The 22,434-nt window shown below is 75.1% G+C and carries 15 protein-coding genes; 9 read left to right on the top strand and 6 right to left on the bottom strand.

The window, feature by feature from the left end:
* Positions 1-116 precede the first annotated feature (116 nt).
* Positions 117-848, top strand: coding sequence for an alpha/beta fold hydrolase (locus AB0G32_RS09310; protein WP_361160464.1), 732 nt, complete (start codon positions 117-119; stop codon positions 846-848).
* Positions 849-910: 62 nt separating this feature from the next.
* Here AB0G32_RS09310 and AB0G32_RS09305 read toward each other — a convergent pair whose 3' ends face one another.
* Complete coding sequence (locus tag AB0G32_RS09305; protein ID WP_361160462.1) at positions 911-1,777, bottom strand: GyrI-like domain-containing protein; 867 nt, start codon at positions 1,775-1,777, stop codon at positions 911-913.
* A gap of 275 nt (positions 1,778-2,052) precedes the next feature.
* Here AB0G32_RS09305 and AB0G32_RS09300 point away from each other — a divergent pair, with 275 nt between their 5' ends.
* From AB0G32_RS09300 to AB0G32_RS09290, 3 genes are all read left to right on the top strand, one after another.
* Entirely contained in the window at positions 2,053-3,015 is a 963-nt protein-coding gene (locus AB0G32_RS09300) for a right-handed parallel beta-helix repeat-containing protein (protein ID WP_361160460.1), read from the top strand.
* 196 nt (positions 3,016-3,211) lie between these two features.
* Positions 3,212-6,790 (top strand): substrate-binding domain-containing protein, encoded by a 3,579-nt coding sequence (locus AB0G32_RS09295; RefSeq protein ID WP_361160457.1) that lies wholly within the window; start codon positions 3,212-3,214, stop codon positions 6,788-6,790.
* Between the two features lie 117 nt (positions 6,791-6,907).
* Entirely contained in the window at positions 6,908-8,641 is a 1,734-nt protein-coding gene (locus AB0G32_RS09290) for a tetratricopeptide repeat protein (protein ID WP_361160455.1), read from the top strand.
* A 35-nt stretch (positions 8,642-8,676) separates the two neighbouring features.
* Here the strand turns inward: AB0G32_RS09290 and AB0G32_RS09285 are convergent, their stop codons facing one another.
* Positions 8,677-12,129 (bottom strand): phosphodiester glycosidase family protein, encoded by a 3,453-nt coding sequence (locus AB0G32_RS09285; protein WP_361160453.1) that lies wholly within the window; start codon positions 12,127-12,129, stop codon positions 8,677-8,679.
* A gap of 197 nt (positions 12,130-12,326) precedes the next feature.
* Here AB0G32_RS09285 and AB0G32_RS09280 point away from each other — a divergent pair, with 197 nt between their 5' ends.
* A complete protein-coding gene (locus tag AB0G32_RS09280) occupies positions 12,327-13,199 on the top strand; it encodes an SGNH/GDSL hydrolase family protein (protein WP_361160451.1) in 873 nt (290 codons plus the stop codon).
* Positions 13,200-13,202: 3 nt separating this feature from the next.
* Here the strand turns inward: AB0G32_RS09280 and AB0G32_RS09275 are convergent, their stop codons facing one another.
* The gene (locus tag AB0G32_RS09275) at positions 13,203-13,949 is read right to left on the bottom strand and encodes a histidine phosphatase family protein (RefSeq protein WP_361160448.1); all 747 of its coding nucleotides are present in this window, start codon (positions 13,947-13,949) and stop codon (positions 13,203-13,205) included.
* A 124-nt stretch (positions 13,950-14,073) separates the two neighbouring features.
* Here AB0G32_RS09275 and AB0G32_RS09270 point away from each other — a divergent pair, with 124 nt between their 5' ends.
* A complete protein-coding gene (locus tag AB0G32_RS09270; protein WP_361160446.1) occupies positions 14,074-15,111 on the top strand; it encodes a PHB depolymerase family esterase in 1,038 nt (345 codons plus the stop codon).
* A 136-nt stretch (positions 15,112-15,247) separates the two neighbouring features.
* Here AB0G32_RS09270 and AB0G32_RS09265 read toward each other — a convergent pair whose 3' ends face one another.
* From AB0G32_RS09265 to AB0G32_RS09255, 3 genes are all read right to left on the bottom strand, one after another.
* Positions 15,248-16,474 (bottom strand): FAD-dependent monooxygenase, encoded by a 1,227-nt coding sequence (locus tag AB0G32_RS09265; protein WP_361160444.1) that lies wholly within the window; start codon positions 16,472-16,474, stop codon positions 15,248-15,250.
* On the bottom strand, positions 16,471-17,034 hold the full coding sequence (locus tag AB0G32_RS09260) for a hypothetical protein (RefSeq protein WP_361160441.1): 564 nt from the start codon (positions 17,032-17,034) through the stop codon (positions 16,471-16,473). The genes AB0G32_RS09265 and AB0G32_RS09260 overlap by 4 nt, the downstream gene beginning before the upstream one ends.
* A 204-nt stretch (positions 17,035-17,238) precedes the next feature.
* Positions 17,239-18,015, bottom strand: a complete 777-nt coding sequence (locus AB0G32_RS09255) for a restriction endonuclease (protein ID WP_361160438.1) — start codon at positions 18,013-18,015, stop codon at positions 17,239-17,241.
* 131 nt (positions 18,016-18,146) lie between these two features.
* Here AB0G32_RS09255 and AB0G32_RS09250 point away from each other — a divergent pair, with 131 nt between their 5' ends.
* From AB0G32_RS09250 to AB0G32_RS09240, 3 genes are all read left to right on the top strand, one after another.
* On the top strand, positions 18,147-20,243 hold the full coding sequence (locus tag AB0G32_RS09250; protein ID WP_361160436.1) for an alpha-galactosidase: 2,097 nt from the start codon (positions 18,147-18,149) through the stop codon (positions 20,241-20,243).
* 244 nt (positions 20,244-20,487) lie between these two features.
* Positions 20,488-21,174: a response regulator transcription factor gene (locus AB0G32_RS09245; RefSeq protein ID WP_361160433.1), complete on the top strand. Its 687-nt coding sequence runs from the start codon at positions 20,488-20,490 to the stop codon at positions 21,172-21,174.
* Positions 21,171-22,427: a HAMP domain-containing sensor histidine kinase gene (locus tag AB0G32_RS09240; protein WP_361160431.1), complete on the top strand. Its 1,257-nt coding sequence runs from the start codon at positions 21,171-21,173 to the stop codon at positions 22,425-22,427. The genes AB0G32_RS09245 and AB0G32_RS09240 overlap by 4 nt, the downstream gene beginning before the upstream one ends.
* Positions 22,428-22,434 lie beyond the last annotated feature (7 nt).

Raw genomic sequence — 22,434 nt, 5'->3', positions numbered from 1 at the left:
CCGGTCACTCCGGCCCCTCGGGTCACCGGTGATTTCACCGATGGCACCCGCACCGCACGCCACGACGCTGGACCGGGTCAGGCACCCGCTCCCCCGCATCCTCGTCAGGAGGGTCCATGCGTCGTCGCTCCCCACGTCGGCTCCTCGGCGTGCTCGTGGCCGCCACCGCCGCGCTCACCCTGTTCTCCACGGCCTCCACGGCCTCGGCGGCCGGCACCGCGGCCCCGGCCGCGCCGGCCGCCGCCGCCCAGCCGCTGTCGACGAGCACCCCGGTCGTCTTCGTGCACGGCTACACCGGCAACGCCTCCAACTGGGTCACCGCCATGAGCGTCTTCCGCCTCAACGGCTGGTCCAGCTCGAACCTGTTCGCCTACGAGTACGACTCGTACGGCAACAACGTCACCAACGCGCAGGGCCTCGCCTCCTACGTCAACACCGTCAAGTCCCGTACCGGCGCGAGCAAGGTCGCGATCGTCAACCACTCGATGGGCGGCCTGGTCAGCCAGTACTACCTGAAGGTGCTGGGCGGCAACAGCAGCGTCAGCCACCTCGCCTCGATCGCCGGCGCCAACCACGGCACCACGTACGCCGGGGCCTGTCTGATCTACACGACCTGCCAGCAGATGTACCCGGGGTCCTCGTTCATAGGCCAGATCACCTCGGGCGACGAGACGCCGGGCGACACCGAGTACGCCACCTGGTACTCGGCGTGCGACGGCGTCATCCTCCCGTACACCAGCACCCGGCTGAGCGGCGCGACCAACAACAACGTGCTCTGCCAGACCCACATCGGCTACCTGGCCGACACGGTCGTCCTGGGCCAGATCGCGGACTTCATCGCCTCCTGACCCGTCGGACCGCGCACCGGCCCCGGCACCGTACCCGCCGGGGCCGGTTGGGTGTGTCCGGTTCAGCGCTCCTCCCGTTCCACCGGGAGCCACAGTTCGGCGTCGGCCTCGGCGCCGTCCGGGGACAGCCGGGTGCGCAGGATCTCGGGGCCGGGGCGGCTGCGGTACGGGTTGGCCGGGAACCACTGGGTGAACACGTCCCGCCACAGTTCCTGGACCGCCCGCGGCGCCGGTCCCGAGGTGGTGAACACCGCCCAGGTGCCGGCCGGGACGGGCAGTGCCGTGGTGCCCTCGGGGGCGGCGGCCGAGGTGATCACCCCGTGGTAGTAGTCGAGTTCGGTGCCCTCGGCCCGGCTCGGGTCGAGGTCGTCGCAGACCGCGACGGGGCCGTGCGGCTCCTGGTCGGACAGTTTCGCCAGGCTCTCCTTCAGCCCGGGGTCGATGCCGCGGACGAAGTCGATGATCGCCTGGTTGGGTCCCAGGTGCACCAGGGGCACCCGGGCCTTGAGGCCGACGACGGTGAAGTCCGGCCGGTCCACCACGCGGTAGCGCATGCTGCTGTTCCCTTCGACGGTGAGACGGAAGGACAGCCGGGGCTGGGAGACGAGCGCGGCACCGGCGCGCCGGGCCTCGCCCGGACCGACGCCGTGCATGGCGCGGAACGCCCGGGCGAACGCCTCGCCCGAGCCGTAGCCGTAGCGCACCGCGATCTCCAGCAGGGACGCCTGCCCGGCCAGCACCTCGGCGCCCGCGACGGTCAGCCGGCGGCGGCGTACGTACTCCGACAGCGGCATGCCCGCCAGCGCCGAGAACATCCGGCGCAGGTGGTACTCCGAGGTGGCGGCGGTACGGGCCAGCTCGGCCACGTCCACCTCCCCGTCGAGGCCGCGCTCGACGCTCTCCAGGGCCTGGTTGAGACGCTCCAGCACGTCCGGCCTCCTTCCTGTTGCGCGCTCCACGCTAGACAGCGGGCCCCGGGCCGGACCCGACATCCGGTGCCCGATCGGGTCGGGTGCGCGGCGGCCGAACGGAACGCAATAGTCCACACGGGGCACGTCATAGTCCACAGCACTCTCCCTACGCTCGCAGTGAGCCTCGGCAAGAGCCGGCCGCGAGGCCCTGGTGGTGCACCCCCGCAGCACGTCCCCACAGCACATCCCCCAGTACGTCCCCTCCCGGAAAACCCCCACGGACGGAGATCCACATGCGCAGGACGAGCGCACGGTTCACCCTGGCCGGAGCCACCGCGATCGCGGTTGTCATGGCCGTGACAGGTGTCGGTACGGCGAGCGGTTCCGCTCCGGCCGAGCCGCTGGCGGCGGCCGCCACCACTCCGGTCGGCTTCGGCGCGGCCACCACCGGCGGCGCCGGCGGCGGCACGGTCACCGTCACCAACGCCGCCGCCTTCATCTCGGCCGTACAGAGCAGTACCACCCAGACCGTGCGGGTCAACGGCACGATCTCGCTGTCGTCGATGACGAAGGTCGCCTCCAACAAGACCATCGTCGGCGTCGGCACCGCCGGGAAGATCACCGGCAGCGGCCTGAACGTGGCCAGCGTGAACAACGTCATCATCCAGAACCTGACGTTCACCGGGTCCAACGACGACGCGATCAACGTCCAGTACTCGACCAACGTCTGGCTCGACCACAACGACATCTCCGACGCCTACGACGGCGCGGTGGACATCAAGCGGGCCTCGACCAACATCACCGTGTCCTGGAACCGCACCCACGACCAGGACAAGAACATGCTGCTCGGCCACTCCGACGACAACTCCTCGGAGGACACCGGCAAGCTGAAGGTGACCTACGTCAACAACTGGTTCGACGGCACCAACCAGCGCAACCCGCGGGTCCGCTTCGGCAACCCGGTGCACGTGCTGAACAACTACTTCAGCGACATCGGCTCCTACGGCGTCGCCTCCACGGAGAACGCGGGCGTCCTGGTGGAGGCCAACTACTTCGAGAACACCGACGACCCGTACCACCTCGGCGAGGGCGACTCCGACGCGGGTTCGCTGGTGGCGAGGAACAACTACCTCACCGGCTCCGGTACCGGGCAGACCGGTGGCAGCGTGGCCTCGATCCCGTACAGCTACACCGCGCAGTCGGCGTCCTCCGTGAAGGCGACGGTGACCGCCGGGGCGGGCGTCGGCAAGATCTGACCCCGCGCACCACGAGCCGCACACCGCACCCGGGCGGGACCGGTGGCCCCCACGCCACCGGTCCCGCCCCCGTTCCAGGACATTCCGGGAACTCTCCAACGACCCTCCGATCTCCTCGCGTCACCCGTCTTGCCGGGTGCGACCGGCTCGTCTAGGTTCTCCACCCTGTCCGCCGGGGCCGACCGAGGGAGCGCCGATGGCCGCGGACCCGCACCGCACGGCGGACGGCGGCCCACGCCGGCCGCTCACCATCGGGCTGCTCACCGCCAACATCCACCTCGGCGTCGGCGCCACCCTGTGGTCCGGGGTCCGCGCCGCCGCCGAGCGCAACGACGTCGGTCTGGTCTGCTTCCCGGGCGGCGACCTGCGCGGCGGCGGCGTGCCGCGCAGCGCCCTGTACGAACTGGTCGGCCCGGCCCGGCTGGACGGCGTGGTCTGCTGGAGTTCCACCATCGGCCTGCCCTCCTCGGGGGCCAGGGCCCGGTCGCTGCTGCGGCGGCTGGCGCACCTGCCGGTGATCAGCCTCAACCAGCCGCTGGGCGACCAGGCGGACGTGCTGTCCGTGGACAGCCACGCGGGCATGCGCAAACTGGTCGGGCACCTGGTCGCCCGGCACGGCTGCCGGCGGCCGGCCTGCATCCGCGGCCCGGTCGCCAACCCGGTCTCCGAGGAGCGCTACCGCGCCTGCCTCGACGCGCTGCGCCACCACGGCATCGGCCTCGAACCCACGCACGTGTGCGCCGCGGTGGACTTCGACGCGGCGGGCGGCGCCTCGGCGATGCGGGTGCTGCTGGACGCGCGGGGGCTGCGGCCGGGGGTGGACTTCGACGCGGTGCTGGCGTGCAGCGACGTGCTGGCCGCCGACGCGCTGCGGCTGCTCACCGGGCGGGGCGTGCGGGTGCCGGAGGACGTGGCCGTGGTCGGCTTCAACGACTCGCCGGAGGCCCGGCTGGGCGACCCGCCGCTGACCTCGGTGGCGCTGCCGTTCGCGGAACTCGGCGCGCTGGCCGTGGACACGCTGGTGGCCCGGCTGCGCGGTACCAGGCCACCGGACCGTACGACCATCCCGGCCACCCTGGTCACGCGCCGCTCCTGCGGCTGCCCCTACCCGACGGCGCGGTACGCGGTGCGGCCGCGGGCGGTGGCCGGGGCGGCCGACGAGCCGCGGGGCTGGGCGGCACTGGACGCGGTGGCGCCGTCCGCCGGCACCCGGCTGGCGGCCGCCTTCCACGCGGACCTCGCGCCGGACGCGGCCGCGGGACCCGGCGGGGACGGCGCGGGCACCGGCCCCCGGACCCAGCACGCCGACCCTGCACCGGGCACCGCACGGGCCGCGGAGCCGGGCCCGGCGGAGTCAGGCCCGGCGGAGGACGGCGCGGGCGGTTTCCTGCCGCTGGTGGAGCGGCTGCTGCGGGGCCGGGCCCGGACCCAGGCCGAGGCCGAGCGCTGGCATCAGGCGCTGGAGCGGGCCCGGCTCGGCGTGGTCGATCCGCTCCCGGCGGAGTCGCGCGGCCCGGCGGAGGCGCTGTTCGGGCGGGCCCGGCTGATCGTCGCGGAACGGTCCCGGGCGCTGCTGGAGTACGGACGCTGGACCCAGGCCGGACGGGCCCGGCGGCTGCGGGAGTTCGGTACCGCGCTGACCACGGTGGTCGACCTCGGCGGCCTCTGCGACGTACTGGAGCGCCACCTCGCCCAGCCCGGCGTACCGGCCTGCCGGATCGTGCTGTACGAGCAGACCGCGCCCGGGGCGGCGGCGCCGGTGCGCGGCATCGCCCGGCCGCTGCTGACCCGGGCGGAGGGGCGGCGGCTCGGGCACACGGGGGTGCTGGACAGCGCGCCGTTCTCGGCCGCGCTGCTGCTGCCCGACAGCCTGATGCCGGGCGGCGGCCGGCGTTTCCGGCTGGTCCTGGAGCCGCTGCACATCGGCGAACAGCAGCTCGGTCTCGCCGTGTTCGACGCCACCGCCGGTGAGACCGCCGCCGACCAGGACGGAGCGCTCTACCGGGAACTGGGCGACCAGATCAGCGCGGCGCTGAAGGGCATCGGGCTGTTCGACGAGGTGCGCCGGGCCCGGGACGCGGCCGAGCAGGCGAACCGGTTCCAGACCCGGCTGCTCACCCATGTCGTCGCCGAACTGCGGGACCCGCTCGAGGCGATGCTCGCGCGCGGCGGCGGCGACCCGGCGGAGGTGCTCACCGAGGTGCACCGGGACGCCGCCCGGCTGCTGCACCTCAGCGCCAACCTCCTCGACCTCGCCCACTCGGAGGCCGGGGACCTGGTGCTGACCCGCCGGCTGCTCGATCCGCTGCCGCTGCTGCGGCGGGCCTGCGCCGAGGCCGCCGCCGGGCGCCGGCTCCCGGCGCGGCCGCGCTGGTCGGTCCAGCTGCCGGCCCGGCTGCCGTCGGTGCCGGCCGACGCCGCGCGGCTGCGGCAGATCCTCGGCAACGTGCTGACCGCCGCCGCGGACCGGGCCCGGGGCGGCCTGGTGGAGGTGGCGGCGCGCTGGTCGCCGGCCGGGCTGCGGGTGGTCGTCGCCGTGCCCTCGGCACCGGCCCCGGCCGGTGAGCCGCACCGGTTCGACGTCGGGCTGACCACGGCCCGCCGGCTGGCCATGATGCACGGCGGTTCGCTGCGCCCGGCCGGCGGGCCGGACCGCGTCGAGTACGTCCTGGAACTGCCCCTGCCCTCCCCCGACGGGCACGCGCACCGGCCACCGGCCGACACCGGCCCGCTGCTCGTCGTCACGCCGGGGGACGTCGCCGCGGACGTACGGCTCGCGGCCGGGCGGCACGGAGTACGGGCGCACCGGGCCGGCGGCGACGACCCCGTGCCGTTCCCGGCGGACCGCGGGCCCGGGGCGGTGGTGTGGGAGGCGCTGCCGGACCGGCCCGAGGAGTGGCGCGCCGTGCAGCGGCTGCACGACCATCCGGCCCTGCGGCACACGCCGTTCGTGCTCTTCGGCGCTCGCGGCACCGACCTGGGGGACGCGCTGCGGGCGCTGCGGCCGAGCGGGCTGGCCGAACCGGTGGTGGTGGCGGGCCGCACGCAGGAGTCCCGGGAGGAGCTGCGGCGGATCGCGGAGGCGGCGCTGCCGGACCGGCCGACCCGGGTGGTGGCCGACGCGGCGACCGTGCTCGCGCTGATCGCGGAGGAGACGCCCCGGCTGGTCGTCCTGGAGTCCTCCCTCGCCGACCTGCACGGCCTGGACGTGGTGGAACGGCTGCACGACGGGAGCGGCCGGGCGCTGTGCCCGGCGGTCGTCGCGGGCCACGAGGGGATCACGGCGGCCGACGCCCGGCGGGCCCGGCCGCATCCGGCGCTGCTCCTGCTCGACCTGGACGTGTTCGCGCCGCACGAGGCGGCGGCGCTGGTGCGGGGCCTGGCGGGCCGGGACGGCCGGCTGCCGCCGCGGGTGCGGGCCGTGCTGGACGAGGCGCTGGTCTATCTCTACGAGCACTACCGGCGGCCGGTCTCGCGGTGGCAGGTGGCGCAGGCCGCCGGGGTCAGCGAGGACCACCTCGGCAAGCTCTTCCACCGGCGCTACGGCCTGACGATGTGGGAGTACCTGACCCGGCTGCGGGTGCGCCGGGCGGCCGAACGGCTGCGGACCAGTGCGGACAGCGTGCAGAGCGTGGCCCGCGCGGTGGGGTTCCGCGACCGGTCGCACTTCAGCCGCGTGTTCCGCAGAGTGACGGGGGTGGCCCCGCAGTTCTACCGCGAGGAGAGCGTCCCGGACCCGGCCGGGGAGCCGGGTGTCCCGCGCCGGGTGCCGTGAGCGCCGGCCAGCGCGCGCCGCGGTGCCGGCTAGACCTCGGCCGGTACCGATTCGCCCCTGGGATCCCGGACTTCCCTGAAGGGTGTATTCCGCCACATGGCCGGATATGCCGTCTGCATGGGAGTGGACGACGCGTTCGTACGGGCGCTGCACGCGGCGGCCCAGTGGTTCCTGCTGGCGCTCGCCGTCCTGCTGACCGTCGCGGTGGTGCGCGGTCTGTCGGCGCTGGTGCACCGGCTGCGGGCCCGGGGACGGATCCTGCCGCTGATCCTGGTGCCGGACGGCGCGGAGCAGCAAGCCGACGGGGCGCGGCAGCCGTCGGCCTCGCTCGTCTCCCACCTCGCGGCGCATCTGACGGAACACGGCGGCGAGAGCATCCTGGCCCCCGGCAGTCCGTCCACGGCCACCGCCGACAGCCGCCCGCAGACCTCCGACCCGGCCCAGGGCTGGGTCGAGTCGGTGATCCGGATCGCCCTGTCCAGCCCGCCCGGTTACGCCGTGCACCTCGACGAACTGGAGCCCGGCGGGACGACCCGCCGGGTGTCGGTGCGCATCGTGCGGGTGCCGCGCAACCGCATCATCGCGGCCACCGTCATCGCCGAGGAGGACGAGGAGCGGCTGCTGGAGCGGATCGCCGTGCACTGCATGGCGAAGGTGCGCAGCCAGCCGGAGATGCTGCGGCGCATCCCGCGCTGGGAGCGGTGGGGGGCCGGTGAGGAGGCCCTCGCCCACTACCGCAAGGGCATGTACGAGCAGCGGACCCAGACCCGGGCCCGCGGCGGCGAGGAGGGCTTCGGCGGTGAGTACACGGAGGCCCTGCGCGCCTTCGACCAGGCGGTCAAGTTCGCGCCGGGCAATCTGCTGGTGCGGCACGGCCAGGCGGCGCTCATCGAGTTGATGCACGCGGACGACCCGGAGCAGTACCAGCGGGCCATCAAGATCTACCAGCGCTGTACGCGGCTGTGGTCGGAGCACATCGAGACGGCGTACCGGATGGCCATCGCCTACTCACGGGCCGCCCGTCCGCAGCCGCCCGATCCGCATCTCACGCCCGAGGAGGCGGAACGGCTGCGGGCGGCGATGGCGGTCCTGGCCCGGGAGCACCTGGCGGACATCTGCCGGCGGCTGCGGCTGGTCCCGCTGCTGCGCCGGTGGCTGCGCAGCAGCATTCCGGGCGGCCGGTCCAACAGCGGGGAGCGCCGCTACTGGGGGTCGTGGCTGCTGCCGCTCCCGCTGCCCGCCAGGCGCTCGCAGCGGCGCACCTTCCTCGGCGCGATCCGCATCGCGCTGGCCGCCCACGAGATCACCGAGATCCAGCGGGCCGGCGGCCCGAGCGGCTCCGCCGGGCAGCGGCGGGAGCGGCGCCGCGAGGTGAGCCGGGCGTTCGACCAGGTGGCCCGGGAGGTCCTGGTGCGCACCTGGTACCCGCGGCGCGGTACGGGTTTTCGCCGGCTGCTCTTCGACGACCACACCAGGCGGCGCTCGGCGCACGACACGGACCGGCACGGCGTGGTGGTGACCCGGGCCCGGGCCACGTCCCGGCACTGGGGTCCGGAGCGCAAGGGCGCGACCGGCTGGATGACCCACTACAACGCGGCCTGTTTCCTGGCGCTGGCCACCAAGCTGCCGCCGCAGAGCCTGCCGGAGGGCTATCCGCCCGAGCAGTGGCGGGAGGACTGCGGCCGCTCGGCCCTCAACCAGCTCGACCGCAGCATGCGGACCCACGACAGCACCCTGACCGGTGACTGGATCGCCCACGACCCGGATCTCGACGCCCTGTGGGGGCCCGGCGGCCCGGGCGCGGAGTGGGCCGAGTTCATGAATGTCGACCTGCCCGCGCGCAGGGCCTGACGCGCTCGGCGAAGAGCGGCGGGGGCGGCTGGGTGTCAGCCGGTCAGTGCGACGGTCGCGGAGGCGGTCCGGCCGCCGGCGGCGGCCGTCAGGGTGACCCGGCCCGGGCGCAGGGCCGTGAGGGTGTGGGTGGTCAGGTCGAGGACGGCCAGGGTGCGGCGGGCCGCGGTGGCCTTCCGCGCGTCGGCGGCCGAGTCGGCGACGGCCAGCCCCGGGGAGCCGGACCAGCTGACGCTGGCGGGGTGCCGCAGCGGGAAGCGGAGCCCGTACTCGCTGGTGACGCCGGTCGCCGAGACGACCGAGACGGCGCCGGTGGCCAGTTCGGCGGGGGCGGACAGTTCGATGGTGTCGATCAGCGGGTGGCTGTCGGCCTGGAGCCAGTCGCGGGTGGCCGGGCTGGGCAGGCCGGGCCGGACCCGGGCCGGGCGGGGGTCCACGGCGACGTGCATCCAGCCGAAGAAGCCGCCCTGGTCGGGTGAGCTGTAGGGGGTCTTGCCGACGGCCGGGGTGGTCACCGCGAGGACGCCGTCGGCGCGGGTGACGGACGCGGTGTGGGCATGGCCGGTGAACAGGGCGACGGGTTTGCCGGAGGTCTCCCGGAAGCCGGCCAGCCAGCGCTGGAGGAGGGCGGCGGAGAGCCGGTCGGAGAGCTGGGAGGAGCCGGCGCCGGACGGGTCGGTCAGCGGATGGTGGAAGGCGACGACGACCCCGGTGACCCGGGGGTCCGCGGCGGCCTTCGCCAACTCGGCCTCGAGCGCCGGGACCTGGTCCCAGTCCGAGGTGCGGATGTCCCCGGTGTGCGAGTCCAGCAGCACGAACCGGGTGCCCTTGTGGTCGAAGACCCGGCGGTTGGGGCGTCCGGTGGCGGCGTGGAAGGCGTCCAGGCCGCCGGTGGCCGACAGGCCGGCCTCGTGGTTGCCGGGGGTCCAGTACACCGGCAGGCCGGCGGGTACGTGGGCGCGCAGCAGGGCGTTGGCCAGGGCGAAGTCGGCCGGGCTGTTGTCGTCGACGAAGTCCCCGTTGACCAGGAGGAAGTCGGGGCCCGCGGCGACCGCCTGGGCCAGGGCCGCGGCCGCCTGGCGCGCGGCGAACGAGTCGGCGCCGGCGGCCGCGCCGAGGTGCAGATCGGACAGGACCGCGAAGGTCCACCGGCCGCGCGGCAGCCCGGACTGGCCGACCACGTAGGGGTCGGGCGGCGGCGGTCCGGCGCTCTCCGGCCGCTGTCCGACCTGCGCGGTGAGCGCGTCGAACTCCACCGCCCCCGCGTTCTTGTTGGTCTGCGAGGTCTCCGCGAGGTAGAGGCGCAGCAGGGTGACCGGTCCGGAGAAGCCGTCGGGCACCTCTCCGACCACGTGCCGCCAGCCCGTCCAGTCGACCGCGGTGGTGAAGGTGAAGGGCACGTTTGTGGTGCCCTGGGAGCGGAGCATGGCGCGCAGCCAGTGGCCGCGTCCGTCGCCGTTGACCCACAGCGCGAGCCGCTTGGTGCCGGCGGGCAGGGTGAGCGGGGCGCCGGCCACCGCGTAGGCCGCGGAGGTACTGGGCTGTCCGGTGAAGTCGTAGGCGAGGCGCAGGGCGTGGTTGCCGGGGCCGGCGCCGGGGCGGTCGGGGGCGGCCACGGCCTGGGCGGACGCGGTGCCGCGGGCGGCCGCGGCGGTCCAGGTCTCGGCCGGCTCGAACTCGGCCAGCGGTACGTCGGCCAGTCCGACCGTCACCGTGAGCCGGGCGGTGATCCCGTGCACGGTCGCGGTGAGGACGGTGGCCCGGCCGTCGGCCGCCGCGGCGCCGGTGACGGTGAGCCGGCCGTCGGCCGCCTCGGTCACGCCGATGACGGCCCGGTCGTAGTCCAGGGTGGCGTCGCGGGCGGCCACCGGGGCGTCGAAGCCGTCGGCGTCGTAGCCGGTCAGGCCGGTGCGGGCGGTGGTGCCGGGTTCGATGGTGAGGGCCCGGTCGGTGAAGGCGAGCCGGTGCAGCGGGCCGACGACGCGCAGCGGGTGCTCGCCGCGGGCGGCGCCGGCCCGGGCGGTCAGGGTGCCGGCGCCGGGCCGGGCGGCCCGGAAGACGCCGTCGTCGGCGCGGCCGAGGGAGCCGGGCCGGACCGTCCAGCCGATCCGGTGGCCGTCCGTGGCGGCCGGCGACCAGGTCTCGTCGTAGCCGGCGGCGGTGACGTGCAGGGTGAGGCCGGGGAGCACGCGGTCGGCGGCGGCGCGGACGTCCAGGCCGCGCAGCCTGCCCGAGCCCTCGGTGCCGAACAGGCCGACCGCGTTGGGTACGGGCCGTTCGGCGCCGTCGGAGGGGGTGTTGACGACGCCGGCCGCGTCGTCGCCGGGCCGCCGGGCGACCATCGCGGTGGAGCCGCCGCCGTCCAGCATGAACGCCTCGCTCGCGCCGAGCCGGACCAGCAGTTCGGCGGTGGCGTCGTAGCCGAGGCCGGCCGAGAAGTCGGCCGAGCCGTCGACGGCGACCAGCAGCAGCCGGTGGCCGCCGGCCGGCCAGCCGATGACCGTGCGCGGCTTGTGCGCGTCGTTGCCCTCGCTGGGCGGGAAGTCGACCGCCGCGCCGCCTCGGACCAGGACGGCGTTGCTGCCCAGCGCCATGCGCGGCGCGGCGGGCGAGTCGGTGCGCGGCGCGAAGGAGACGGTGACGGGGTCGCCCGGCCGGGCGGCGGCGAGCGGGCCCGCGGCGCTGCCCCGGCCGACGACGATCAGCCCGCCGTCCGGCACGGCGGTGTCGGTGAGCGCGCCCTCGACCCGGGTCACCTTGCCGTCGGCGACGACGAGTTCGGTGTACGGGCCGGTGCCGCCGATGGTGGTGCGCGGGCCCGGACCCCACAGCGGGGTGTACACGGTGAGTCCGTCGGCGGGCAGGGAGGGCGAGTTGAGGGCGGCCAGCGGGCGGGCGGTGCCGGCCACCGTGACCGTGCCCTCGATCATCAGGTCGGCCAGCCGCGCGACCCGGTCCGCGCCCACCGTCGCCACCGTGGTGGCCGTGGCGGTGCCCTTGCGCAGCCTGCCGTCCGCCACCTCGGGGCCGATCGCGGCGTCGGTCTCCGTGATGTCGAAGAAGTCGCCGTTGACGGCGGCGACCGCGCCGCGCGCACCGGCCAGCGCCGAGGGCGCGCGGGTCTCGCTGACCTTTCCGGCGAGCAGGTCGGCGGTGGCGTGGCGCAGGTCGGCGTTGAGGACGTGGACCCGGCTCCAGCCGGTGCGGCCGTAGGTGGCGAAGGTGGTCAGCACGATGCCGGGGGCCACCGGGCGGTCCACCCGGTCCACCTCGACGGACTCGCCGGGCACCGTGGTGCGGTAGGCGGGGGCCGGCGGGCCGGCGTCGGTGCCGTGGCGCGTACCGGTGCCGGTCGCCGGGCCGGTGGCGGTCATGGCGGGGGCGGCGTCGGCGACGCCGGGGGTGGTGGCGGTGAGGGCGGCGGCCACCGCGCCGGCCAGCAGGCCGCGGCGGCTCAGAACCATGGATCTCTCGGGGAGTTCATTCATGGACATGACGCTATGGAGCCACAACGGCGGCCGAGTGAACGGCGAGTTGAGGAAACGGCCCGGACGACAAGTCGGGTCACGCCTGTTGACTCCACGTCTCGCCGGCCGCACATTACTTATCGGTGTTACCTGTAGGTAACGCCCAGTTCGGCGCCACCGCGACCCTTCACCCGCCCGCCCGAGAAGAGGGACAGCCCATGCCGAAACGTATCTTCAGACGTGTCATGTCAGCGACAATAGCGTCCGCGGGTGCCCTGGCCCTGAGTGTCACGGGGGCCACCGCGCACGCCGCCGAGCCGCTGGACTACGTCGCCCTCGGCGACAGTTACAGCGCCGGCTCCGGTGTGCTGCCGGTGGACCTCAGCAACCTGCTGTGTCTGCGCTCCACCGCCAACTACCCGCATGTGCTCGCCTCCCGGACCGGTGCCCGCCTCAAGGACGTGACCTGCGGCGGCGCCCAGACCAGCCATTTCACGCAGGCCCAGTACCCGGGTGTGCCGCCGCAGGTGGACGCCCTGTCGGCCGGCACCGACCTGGTGACGCTGACGATCGGCGGCAACGACAACAGCACCTTCATCAACGCGGTGACCTCCTGCGGCACCGCGGGCGTGCTCAGCGGCGGCAAGGGCAGTCCCTGCAAGGACCAGTACGGCAGCTCGTTCGAGGACCAGATCGAGACGAACACCTATCCCGCGCTGAAGGCGGCGCTGAGCAGCGTCCGGGCCAAGGCGCCCGGGGCCCGGGTGGCGGCGCTGGGCTACCCCTGGATCATGCCCGCCGCCGCCGACCCGTCCTGCTTCGCGAAGCTGCCCATCGCCGAGGGCGACGTGCCCTATCTGCGCGGCATCCAGGCGCGGCTCAACGCGGCGGTCCGGCGCGCCGCGCAGGAGACCGGCGCGGTCTTCGTGGACTTCGCCCAGGTCTCCGAGGGACACGACGCGTGCGCGGCGGCCGGCACCCGGTGGATCGAGCCGCTGCTCTTCTCCTCGAACCTGGTTCCGGTGCACCCCAACGCGCTCGGGGAGCGGCGGATGGCCGAGCACGCCCTGGGCGTCCTGGGCCTCGGCTGACGGTCAGCCGCCGTCCGGCGCGGTGAGGTGGGCAGTGTCGCCCCAGCCGGCGGGCCGCAGCCGGCGGCCGTCGCCGCGCCAGTGCGAGACGGAGGCGTTGGGCACGGGCGGCACCCGGTCCGGCGCCTCGGCACCGATCCCCGCCAGTACGTGGCGCAGGGCGACGAGCACCGCGTCGTGCGCCACCAGCAGCACCCGGCGGCCGGCGGCGGCGCCGCTCAGCTCGGTGACGAACTGCCCCACCCGTACGGCGACATCGGTCAGGGCCTCCCCGCCGGGCGGCCGGTACCACCACTCCCCCACGCTCGCCCGGCGCTCGGCCTCCTCGGGCGCCCGGTCCCGCAGCACGGCCGGCGGCCAGAGTTCGTAGACCCCCATCTCCCGGTCCCGCAGCCGTTCGTCGACCACCACCGGCAGCGACCCGCCGTACGTCCCCGCGGCGCTCTCGGCCATCCCCGCCCAGGTCTGCCGCGCGCGGAGGTACGGCGAGCAGACCACCGCGTCGGGTCCGGTGCCCGGCTCCCGCGCGGCGAGCCAGCGGCCCAGCGCCCGGGCCTGGGCGGCGCCCGCGGCCGACAGCGGCACGTCACGGTCGCGGCCGGGCACCGGCCGGGCGTCCCGGCCCGCCCGCTCGGCCGCGGCGAAGGCCACGTTCGCGGTGCTCTCCCCGTGCCGCACGGCCCACAGCGCGCCGAGTGCGCACGGGGGTACGAGATCGGGGGCGGACGGCTCGGCGGGGCGCCCGGTCATACGGCCTCCTGTCGGTTCCTGGTGGCGCATCCTTCCAGAGCGGACGTTCGCACGCCGTGCCGCGGTCCGCCGGCCGGTCATCTCACCGATGCCGGCCCGGGCCGCCCGCCCCATGCTGCGGAGCATGGCATTCCTCAGCGTGGCGGGCGCCGTATCCCGCTTCATCGTGCTCAGGTCCCTGACCGTCCTGGTGGCGTTCACGGCGCTGCTGGCCTCGGTGGTACTGACCGCCGGTCCGGCGCGGGCGGGGACCGGCTTCCACGAAGTACCGAACTTCGGTAGCAATCCGGGCAATTTACGCATGTTCGCCTACGTCCCGCAGTCGGCGGTGTCCGGGGCCCCGGTCGTAGTCCTCTTCCACGGCTGCGGCGGCTCCGCCCAGGACCTGGACGTGACCACCGGCTGGCGCAAATACGCCGACACCTACGGTTTCACCCTCGTACTGCCGGAGCAGAAGGAGGAGAACGTCGGCTCCGGCGGCCTGGTGCCGCACAAGTGCTTCAGCGCGTGGAACCCCGTCGACCGCACCCACGACGGTCAGGGCGAGGCGCGTTCCGTGGTCCAGATGGTGGATCACATGAAGGAGAACTACGCCGCCGACGCCGCACAGGTCTACGTCTCGGGGTACTCCGGCGGCGGCGCCGCGACCAATGTCATGCTCGCCGCCCATCCCGACGTCTTCAAGGCGGGCGCCGTGTTCTTCGGCATGGCGTACGGGTGCGCGGACACCGAGGACGAGTACTTCAACACGGGCCTGTTCGCCCCCTGCCCGGGCCGCTTCAACACCCTCACGCCCCGGCAGTGGGGCGACAAGATACGGAGCGCCTACCCGGGGTACGGCGGCGTCCGGCCCCGGGTGCAGATCTGGCACGGCGGCTCCGATCCGCTGATCAACCGGAACTCGCTGGAGAAGCAGCGCGACGGCTGGACCGAGGTGCTCGGCCTGTCGCCGACGCCGGCGTCCACGTCGTTCCCGGCGCTCGGCGTCACCAAGCAGGTGTACGGCGGCGGGCAGGTCGAGACGTACCTCGTGAGCTCGATGGGGCACGAGGTGCCCGTCGATCCGGGCACCGGCATCGACAACTGCGGCACCGTGGGCCAGGGGCACGATTCGCTGTGCGGGGCGTACTACGCGGCGCAGTTCTTCGGCCTGGACGACTGAGGCCGCGCCCCGGCCGGCGGCAAGGAGGCGGCCCGCCGCGACGGGGGATGCGCGGCGGGCCTTCGATCAGTGTGGCACGAACGGCGGCGGGCGGGTTCGGTTCCCCTTGCCCTGGCCGGAAAACTCCGCCGGGCCGTCAGCCGTCCTCGGCGCGCAGGACACCGACCGGGCCCCGGGGGTCGGGGTCGCGGCCGGAACCGGCGTACCAGTGGGCGAACGCCGCGGCGCGCGGGCCCGGCCGGCCGAGGTGGCGGATTCGCTCCCGTCGCAGCCGGAGCAGGAACCGCGGGTCGGGGCCGGCCGCCTCGGGCAGGTGGAGGAGGGTGAGCAGCCGGTCGGAGAACTCCTGGGTCTGCCACGCCTCGGCGGCCCGTCGCCGCGCGTAGCCCGCCAGGTCGGCGCCGCTGCGGTCGCGGAGCCGGGCCAGCAGGCCGCGGGCCGCGTCGGCCGCGTCGGCGACGGCCAGGTTGAGTCCCTTGGCGCCGCTGGGGGTCAGGACGTGGGCGGCGTCGCCGGCCAGGAGGACCCGGCCGAGCCGGGCCCGGTCGCGGACCATGCCCCGCATCCGGAGCATGCCGACGTCCAGGATCTCCCCCACGGCCGGCAGGTCGTCCGCCACCGGGCCGCCGGTCCGGGTCCGGAACGCGGCCCGGATGCCGTCCGGGGTCCAGCGTCCGGCCCGATCCTCGCGGGGCACCTGGAGGTAGAGGCGGGCCCGGTCGCCGGTGCGCGGCATCAGCCCGGCGAACCCGTCGGCGTGCACGGCGTACAGCACCGCCTCGACCGGCCGGTCGACCGTGACCAGGGCGGTGAGCCAGTCGTAGGGGTAGCGGAAGGCCCGTGCCGTACCGGGTGCCAGGCTCTCGGCGAGGGTGTGGGGGCCGTCGCAGCAGAGCACGTAGTCGCAGACGACCTCCAGGCCGTCGCCGATCAGGCGCGGGCGGCCGGCGGTGTCCGTGACGGCGCGTACCGGGCGGCCGAAGCGGGGCGGGCAGCCCGCGGTCCGCGCCTGGGCGATCAGGTCGCGCACCAGGGCCTGCTGGGGGTAGACCCGGTGGGTGAACCCGCCGGACAGGGCGGCGTAGTCGATCCGGGTGCGGCGGCCCTCGCAGACCATGTCGCAGAAGCCGTGCCGCACGCCGTCCGCCAGCAGGCCGGCGGCCAGCCCGTGGTCCTGGAGGTACTCGGCGACGCGGTGCTCGATCAGGCCGGCCCTGGCCCGCGCTTCGACGTCCTGCCGGGAGTCCCGCTCCAGCAGGCAGACGTCCACTCCCGCGCGGGCCAGCACCGCGGCGGCCACCAGTCCGGCCGGGCCCGCGCCCACGATGCCGACCTGCGCCGACGCGCGCAGGGTCACCGTCACCGTGCCCGCTCCGGCAGCGGGCGGGGGTCGATCAGCGCGGGGTTGAAGATCTCCCGGACCACGCCCAGCGGCTTCGTCCCGTGCCGCAGCAGGCAGATCCGGTAGGCGGCGGGGGTGCCGGCCCCGGCGAGCGGCCAGGGGGTGCGGCCGATGTCGAGCAGCGAGCGGGGTCCCCGTACGCCCGCCCGGTGCAGTTCGGGTCCCAGCGGGCCGTCGCCCTTCAGGCACGCGGTGGCGCGCGCGTCCAGGTCCAGCCGCCCGACGACCACGTTGGCCGACCAGACCGTCCCCGCCGGGTCGACCAGGGTGCTGCCGCGGACCACCACGCGGCCGGAGCCGCCGAGTACGGCCGGCGCCATGGCGAGGGGCGTGTCCCGGTCGTCGCTCACCCGCCACTGCAGTGCCCCCACCCGCAGCGGGGCCCGGGCCCAGGCTTGCAGGGAGGTGGTGGTGAGGCCGTCGCCGGCGAGCAGCAGGCGCGTGGCCGGGCAGGCGAACCGGGCGATCGCGCCGGCGCTGTCCGGGCCGGCGAAGCCGGTGGTCCGCTCTGTCGTGGTCACTGTCACCGTACCGTTCCGCCCGCCGCAGTAACTGCGGAGCCTCGTTGCGGCCGTCGTCCCCGCGGGTGCCGCGCCCTTCACTCAACCGGCCCAGTCGGGTCACCGGTGCCGAGTGGGCGGGCTGTTCATCCCATCGGGCGGTTGCGTGGGGAAACGGGAACCTCGGCGGGCGGCTGCCGCAACGGGGGGCGCCGGGCCCGGCGTTCACTCGGCGTCGGACCAGGGGGCGGGTCCGGTGCCGTCCCGCCAGGCGTCCAGTTCCGCGCCGGTCACGCAGACTATGCCGCACTGGGCCGCGTAGGAGCGGGCGGGCGTGGTGAAGTCGCTGGTCGTGACGACGACCGCGAGGTCGGCCTGGTGGACGGTGAAACAGGTGCCGCCGAAGCGCTGCATGTCCTGCGAGCCGACCTTGTGGCCGTCGCCGTACCGCTTGCACTGGACGACCATCAGCCGCCCGTCGGCGGTGCGCGCCAGCACGTCCGCGCCCAAGTCGCCCGCACCACCGACGACTTCCACCTCGGGACAGCCGTCCCGGGCGCACAGACCGGCCACGGCGTGTTCGAAACCGTCGGGTTCCAGTTCGACGTAGTCGGCCTGGGCGGCCGTGACGGCCTCCTCCTCCGTGAGGTCGGCGGAATCGGTGAAGTCGGCGGAGTCGGTGAAGTCGGGGAGCGGAGCGGTGACTTCCGCCTCTGGGACGGACGCCGCCGCCTCCTCCAGGGCCAGGGCGGCGCGCCGGGCGTACCGCGCGGTGGCGCGGCGGCGCCGTTCGGAGCGGCCCAGCCACACCACCGCGACGCCGATCAGCACGAGTGCCGCGGCCCACGCCGGGCGCTGCCCGACGGTCCCTGCCGCGGTGCGGACCGCGAACCCGAGGAGACACAGGGCGACCGCGAGGAGCAGGAAGAACAGGGCGGTCGCGCGCAGGTCGAAGCGCCGCTCGCGCTCCGCGCGGCGAACGGGGCTGGTGGGTACGGTCATTGCGCTCCCCTCCACAGGGCGACGACGAAGATCACTTCACTCCTCGTGCCCAAGATCGACGCGCCTAAGATGACGCGCGTCAGGCGGAAGCCGAGACCGGAGAGCCCCGCCGCCCACCGAAGGGACGCCCGATGATCGAGACCGGTGCGGACGGCCGCAGCTGGCTGCTGTCCGGCCCGACCAGTTCCTACGCGCTGCGCCTGGACGACGAGGACCACCTGCTGCACCTGCACTGGGGGCCGCGGATCACCCTCGCGGACGTCGCCGCGCTCGCCGGAGTGCCGCTGCCCCAGTGGTCGTTCGAATCCCCGCTCGACGGCCGGGAGGAGTATCCGGTCGAGGGCGGCCGGCGGTTCGCCGAACCGGCCCTGATCGTACGCGGTCCGGACGCCCGCGGCACCGGGTGGGCCTTCGGATCGGCCCGGGTGGCGGGCGACGAACTGCGCCTCGCCTTCCGCGATCCGGTGACCGCCCTGTCCCTCACCCTGCACTACCGCCTGCGGGACGGACACGACGTCGTCGAGCGCTGGGCCACCGTCGCCAACACCTCGCCGGACACGCCCCTGGAGGTGCTGCGGGCCGACTCGGCGACCTGGACGCTGCCGGACCGCGGGTCCTGGCGGCTGTCCCAGCTGCACGGCCGCTGGGGCGCGGAGAGCCGGCTGACCCGGGTACCGGTCGGCCACGGCGCCCACACCATCGGCAGCCGGCGCGGGCACACCGGGCACGGACATCTGCCCTGGGTGGCGCTGGACGCCGACGGCGCGGCCGGCGAGGAGCACGGCGAGGTCTACAGCTGCGCCCTCGCCTGGTCGGGCAGTTGGCGGCTGGCCACCCGGCGGCTGCCCGACGGCACCGTGCAGGTGACCGGCGGCTGGGGGCACGACGACACCGGACTGTTCCGGCTCGCTCCGGGTGAGTCGCGTACCACGCCGGTGCTCGCGGGCGTCCGGTCCGCCGAGGGCTTCGGCGGGGCGAGTGCCGCCTGGCACGCCTGGCAGCTGGCGCATGTGATCCCGTCGGCCGCCCAGGACCGGCCGGTGCTCTACAACTCGTGGGAGGCGACCGGCTTCGAGGTGTCCGAGGCGCAGCAGCTGGCGCTGGCCCGGCGGGCCGCCGCGATCGGCACGGAGCTGTTCGTCGTCGACGACGGCTGGTTCGGGCGGCGCACCAGCGACCGGGCCGGGCTGGGCGACTGGCGCCCGAACCCGGACCGGTTCCCGCGCGGGCTCGCCCCGCTGGCCGAGGAGGTGCGCGCGCTGGGCATGCGGTTCGGCATCTGGGTGGAGCCGGAGATGGTCAACCCGGACAGCGACCTGTACCGGGCGCACCCCGAGTGGGCCCAGCACGTGCCCGGCCGGGTGCCCACCGAGTTCCGCAACCAGCTCGTCCTCAACCTGGCCCGCGCCGACGTGGCCGCCTTCGTCGAGGAGCAGGCGCACCGGCTGCTGGAGTCGGCGCCGATCGACTACGTCAAGTGGGACTTCAACCGTTCCTTCACCGACGCCGGCTGGCCCGGTGAGGCGTTCCCGGAACGGCTGTGGATCGATCACGTGGAGGCGCTGTACGGCATCCTGGACCGACTGCGGGCGGCCCACCCCGGGGTCGCCTTCGAGTCCTGCTCGGGCGGCGGCGGCCGGATCGACCTGGGCGTCCTCTCCCGTACCGACCAGGTGTGGACCTCGGACAACACCGACCCGGCGGACCGGCTGGCCATCCAGCACGGTTTCGGCCAGCTGCATCCGGCCCGGGTGATGGCGGCCTGGGTGACGGACAGCCCCAACGAGCAGATGAACGGGCGGGTCAGTCCGCTGCGGTTCCGGTTCGTCAGCGCGATGGCCGGGGTGCTCGGCGTCGGCGGCGACCTGACCCGCTGGAGCGCGGCCGAACTCGACGAGGCGCGGGCGTGGATCAGCCGCTACAAGGAGATCCGGCCGGTCGTCCAGCGCGGGCGGCTGCACCGGCTGCTGCCGCCGGACGGGGACGGTACGAGCGCCGTGCAGTACAGCCTGGGCGACGAGGTGGTGGTGCTCGCCTGGCTGCGGGCCCAGTCCTTCGGCCGGCCGTCGGCGCCGGTGCGGCTGCGCGGTCTGGACCCGGGCGCCGTATACGTCTGCCAGGACACGGGGCAGGTCCACCGCGCCGCGGTGCTGCGCCATCACGGCCTGCGCACGGGCCTGCGCGGCGACCTCGACGCCGCGGTGTTCCGCTTGCGGCGCGCGGCCTGACCGCGGCGGTTTTCGGCCACCGCCGGGTCCGCCGGTACGCCGTGACCGGCGGCGCGGCCGGGCGCGCCACCGGCCGGGGCGCGGAATACGGACAGGAGTCGCCGGCCGCTCCCTGTCCCGCCGGGTACGCGCTAGCTTGATCTTGCCGATCGAAACTCCGTTCGGCCGCCGTGTCGTGTGCACGGAACTGCCGTGTCGAACACGGGTGTTGACGGGTCAGGCGGGGGGCGAGAGGAGCCGGACGGTGACACAGGGGCAGGTACGGACACGGGATCCTTGGCGGCTGCTGCTGGTCGAGGACGACCGGGAACTGGTCGGCATGCTCTCCGGGATACTGCGCGACGACGGGTACCAGGTCGACGCCGCGACCGACGGTCAGCGGGGCCTGCACCTGGGGCTCACCCGGCAGTACGACGTGCTGGTGGTCGACCGGCGGCTGCCGGTCCTGGACGGCCTGGACCTGCTGGGCCGGCTGCGCTCGCGGGCGGTGCGCACGCCGGTGCTGATGCTGACCGCGCTGGGCACCGTGCACGACCGGGTGGACGGACTGGACGCCGGCGCCGACGACTACCTGGTCAAGCCGTTCGACCTGGACGAGCTCGGGGCCCGGCTCAGAGCCCTGTGCCGGCGGGCGCTCGACGTCACCGACGTGCTGCGGATCGGCTCCGGCCGGCTGCACGTCGGCCCGCGCGAGGTCGAACTGCCGGACGGGGAGCGGGTCGCCCTGGCGGCCCGGGAGTTCGCGCTGCTGTGGGCGCTGGCCTCCCGCCCGGACACCGTGTACTCGCGGTCGGAACTGCGCCGGATGGTGTTCCAGGAGGCGCCCGCGTCGTCCATCGTCGACACCTACGTCTACTACCTGCGCCGCAAGCTCGGCCGCCAGGTGGTGCGCACGGTCCGCGGCCTGGGCTACCGGCTGGGGGCGCTGTGAGGCCCTCGGAGCACGCGGAGTCGGCGGCGGTGGGCCGGGCCCGGCTGCGGATCGCCGTGATCACCGGCCTGATCATCACGCTGCTGGTGACGGTCGTCGGCGTGGTCGCGGACACGGTGATGACCCGGGCGCAGAGCGACCAGGTGTGGCGGGAGCTGCGGTACGGCGCCTCGCGCGGCGACCTGTCGAGCCCGCCGGTGTGCACCTGGCTGTACGCGCACGGCGCGACGCCGCTGGCCAACGCGCCGGCCGGGTTCCCGGTGCGGGCCGATCTGGACCGGGTGGTCGCGACCGGCGACACGGTGGAGCGCACGGTGCGCCGGGCCGACACGGTGTACCTGGTGCGCACCCAGATCAGGGCGGACGGGCCGGTGGTGCAGGCGGTGTTCGACATGCGCTTCCAGCTCGCCGACCGCCGGCACCTGTGGTACGCGCTGGGGGTCGCGGAGGCGGTGGGGCTGATCGCCGCGGCCCTGACGGGGCTGGTCCTCGGCCGGCTGTCGGTGGCGCCGCTGGCCGAGGCGCTGGCGCGGCAGCGCCGGTTCGTCACGGACGCCAGCCATGAGCTGCGCACCCCGGTCACGCTGGTGTACACCCGGGCGCAGGTGCTGGCCCGGCAGGCGAAGGCGGCTCAGCTGCCGGCGACGCACCGCGACGGGCTGACCCGGCTGGTCGGTTCGGTGGGCCGGCTCGGCGAGGTCCTGGACGACCTGCTGCTGTCCGCGAGTCTCACGGCGGGCCCGGCCCGGCCGGCCGAGCGGGTGCCGGTCGATCTGACGGCGCTGGCCCGGTCGGTGGTCGACGAGGAGGCGGAACGGATCCGGGACAGCGGCCTGACCGTGACCGTGGGCGGGGCGCGCCGCACCCTGTTCGTCGGCGGCATCGAGTCGGCGCTGCGCCGCGCGGTCGGCGAGCTGCTGTCCAACGCCATCCGCCACACCCCGGCGGGCGGGCGGATCGAGGTGACGCTCACCCGCTCGGGCTCGACCGTGGAGCTGACGGTCTCCGACACCGGGCCGGGCTTCGAAGCCGCCGAGGCGGAGCGGCTGTTCGAGCGGTTCCACCGGGCCGGGGACGGCGGCCGGTACGGGCTGGGGCTGGCGCTGCTGCGGGAGGTGGTCACCGGGCACGGCGGCACGGTCGCCGCGGCGGGCCGGCCCGGACGCGGCGCCCGGTTCACCATCCGTCTGCCGGAGTGCGCTCCCCCGCCGGCCCGGGTCCCGGCGTCCGCGGTCGCGGCGGGACACGGGTGAGCGGCGG

Origin of the sequence: Streptomyces sp. NPDC023723 (assembly GCF_040639815.1) — a bacterium.
Lineage (GTDB): Bacteria > Actinomycetota > Actinomycetes > Streptomycetales > Streptomycetaceae > Streptomyces.
The sequence above is the reverse complement of the archived record's forward strand: the minus strand, read 5'-3'. Positions and strand labels throughout refer to the sequence as shown.

Coding starts and splice junctions, on each gene's coding strand:
- AB0G32_RS09310 (WP_361160464.1), top strand. CDS start 117: ATGCGTCGTCGCTCCCCACGTCGGCTCCTCGGCGTGCTCGTGGCCGCC.
- AB0G32_RS09300 (WP_361160460.1), top strand. CDS start 2,053: ATGCGCAGGACGAGCGCACGGTTCACCCTGGCCGGAGCCACCGCGATC.
- AB0G32_RS09295 (WP_361160457.1), top strand. CDS start 3,212: ATGGCCGCGGACCCGCACCGCACGGCGGACGGCGGCCCACGCCGGCCG.
- AB0G32_RS09290 (WP_361160455.1), top strand. CDS start 6,908: ATGGGAGTGGACGACGCGTTCGTACGGGCGCTGCACGCGGCGGCCCAG.
- AB0G32_RS09285 (WP_361160453.1), bottom strand. CDS start 12,129: ATGAATGAACTCCCCGAGAGATCCATGGTTCTGAGCCGCCGCGGCCTG.
- AB0G32_RS09280 (WP_361160451.1), top strand. CDS start 12,327: ATGCCGAAACGTATCTTCAGACGTGTCATGTCAGCGACAATAGCGTCC.
- AB0G32_RS09275 (WP_361160448.1), bottom strand. CDS start 13,949: ATGACCGGGCGCCCCGCCGAGCCGTCCGCCCCCGATCTCGTACCCCCG.
- AB0G32_RS09270 (WP_361160446.1), top strand. CDS start 14,074: ATGGCATTCCTCAGCGTGGCGGGCGCCGTATCCCGCTTCATCGTGCTC.
- AB0G32_RS09255 (WP_361160438.1), bottom strand. CDS start 18,015: ATGACCGTACCCACCAGCCCCGTTCGCCGCGCGGAGCGCGAGCGGCGC.
- AB0G32_RS09250 (WP_361160436.1), top strand. CDS start 18,147: ATGATCGAGACCGGTGCGGACGGCCGCAGCTGGCTGCTGTCCGGCCCG.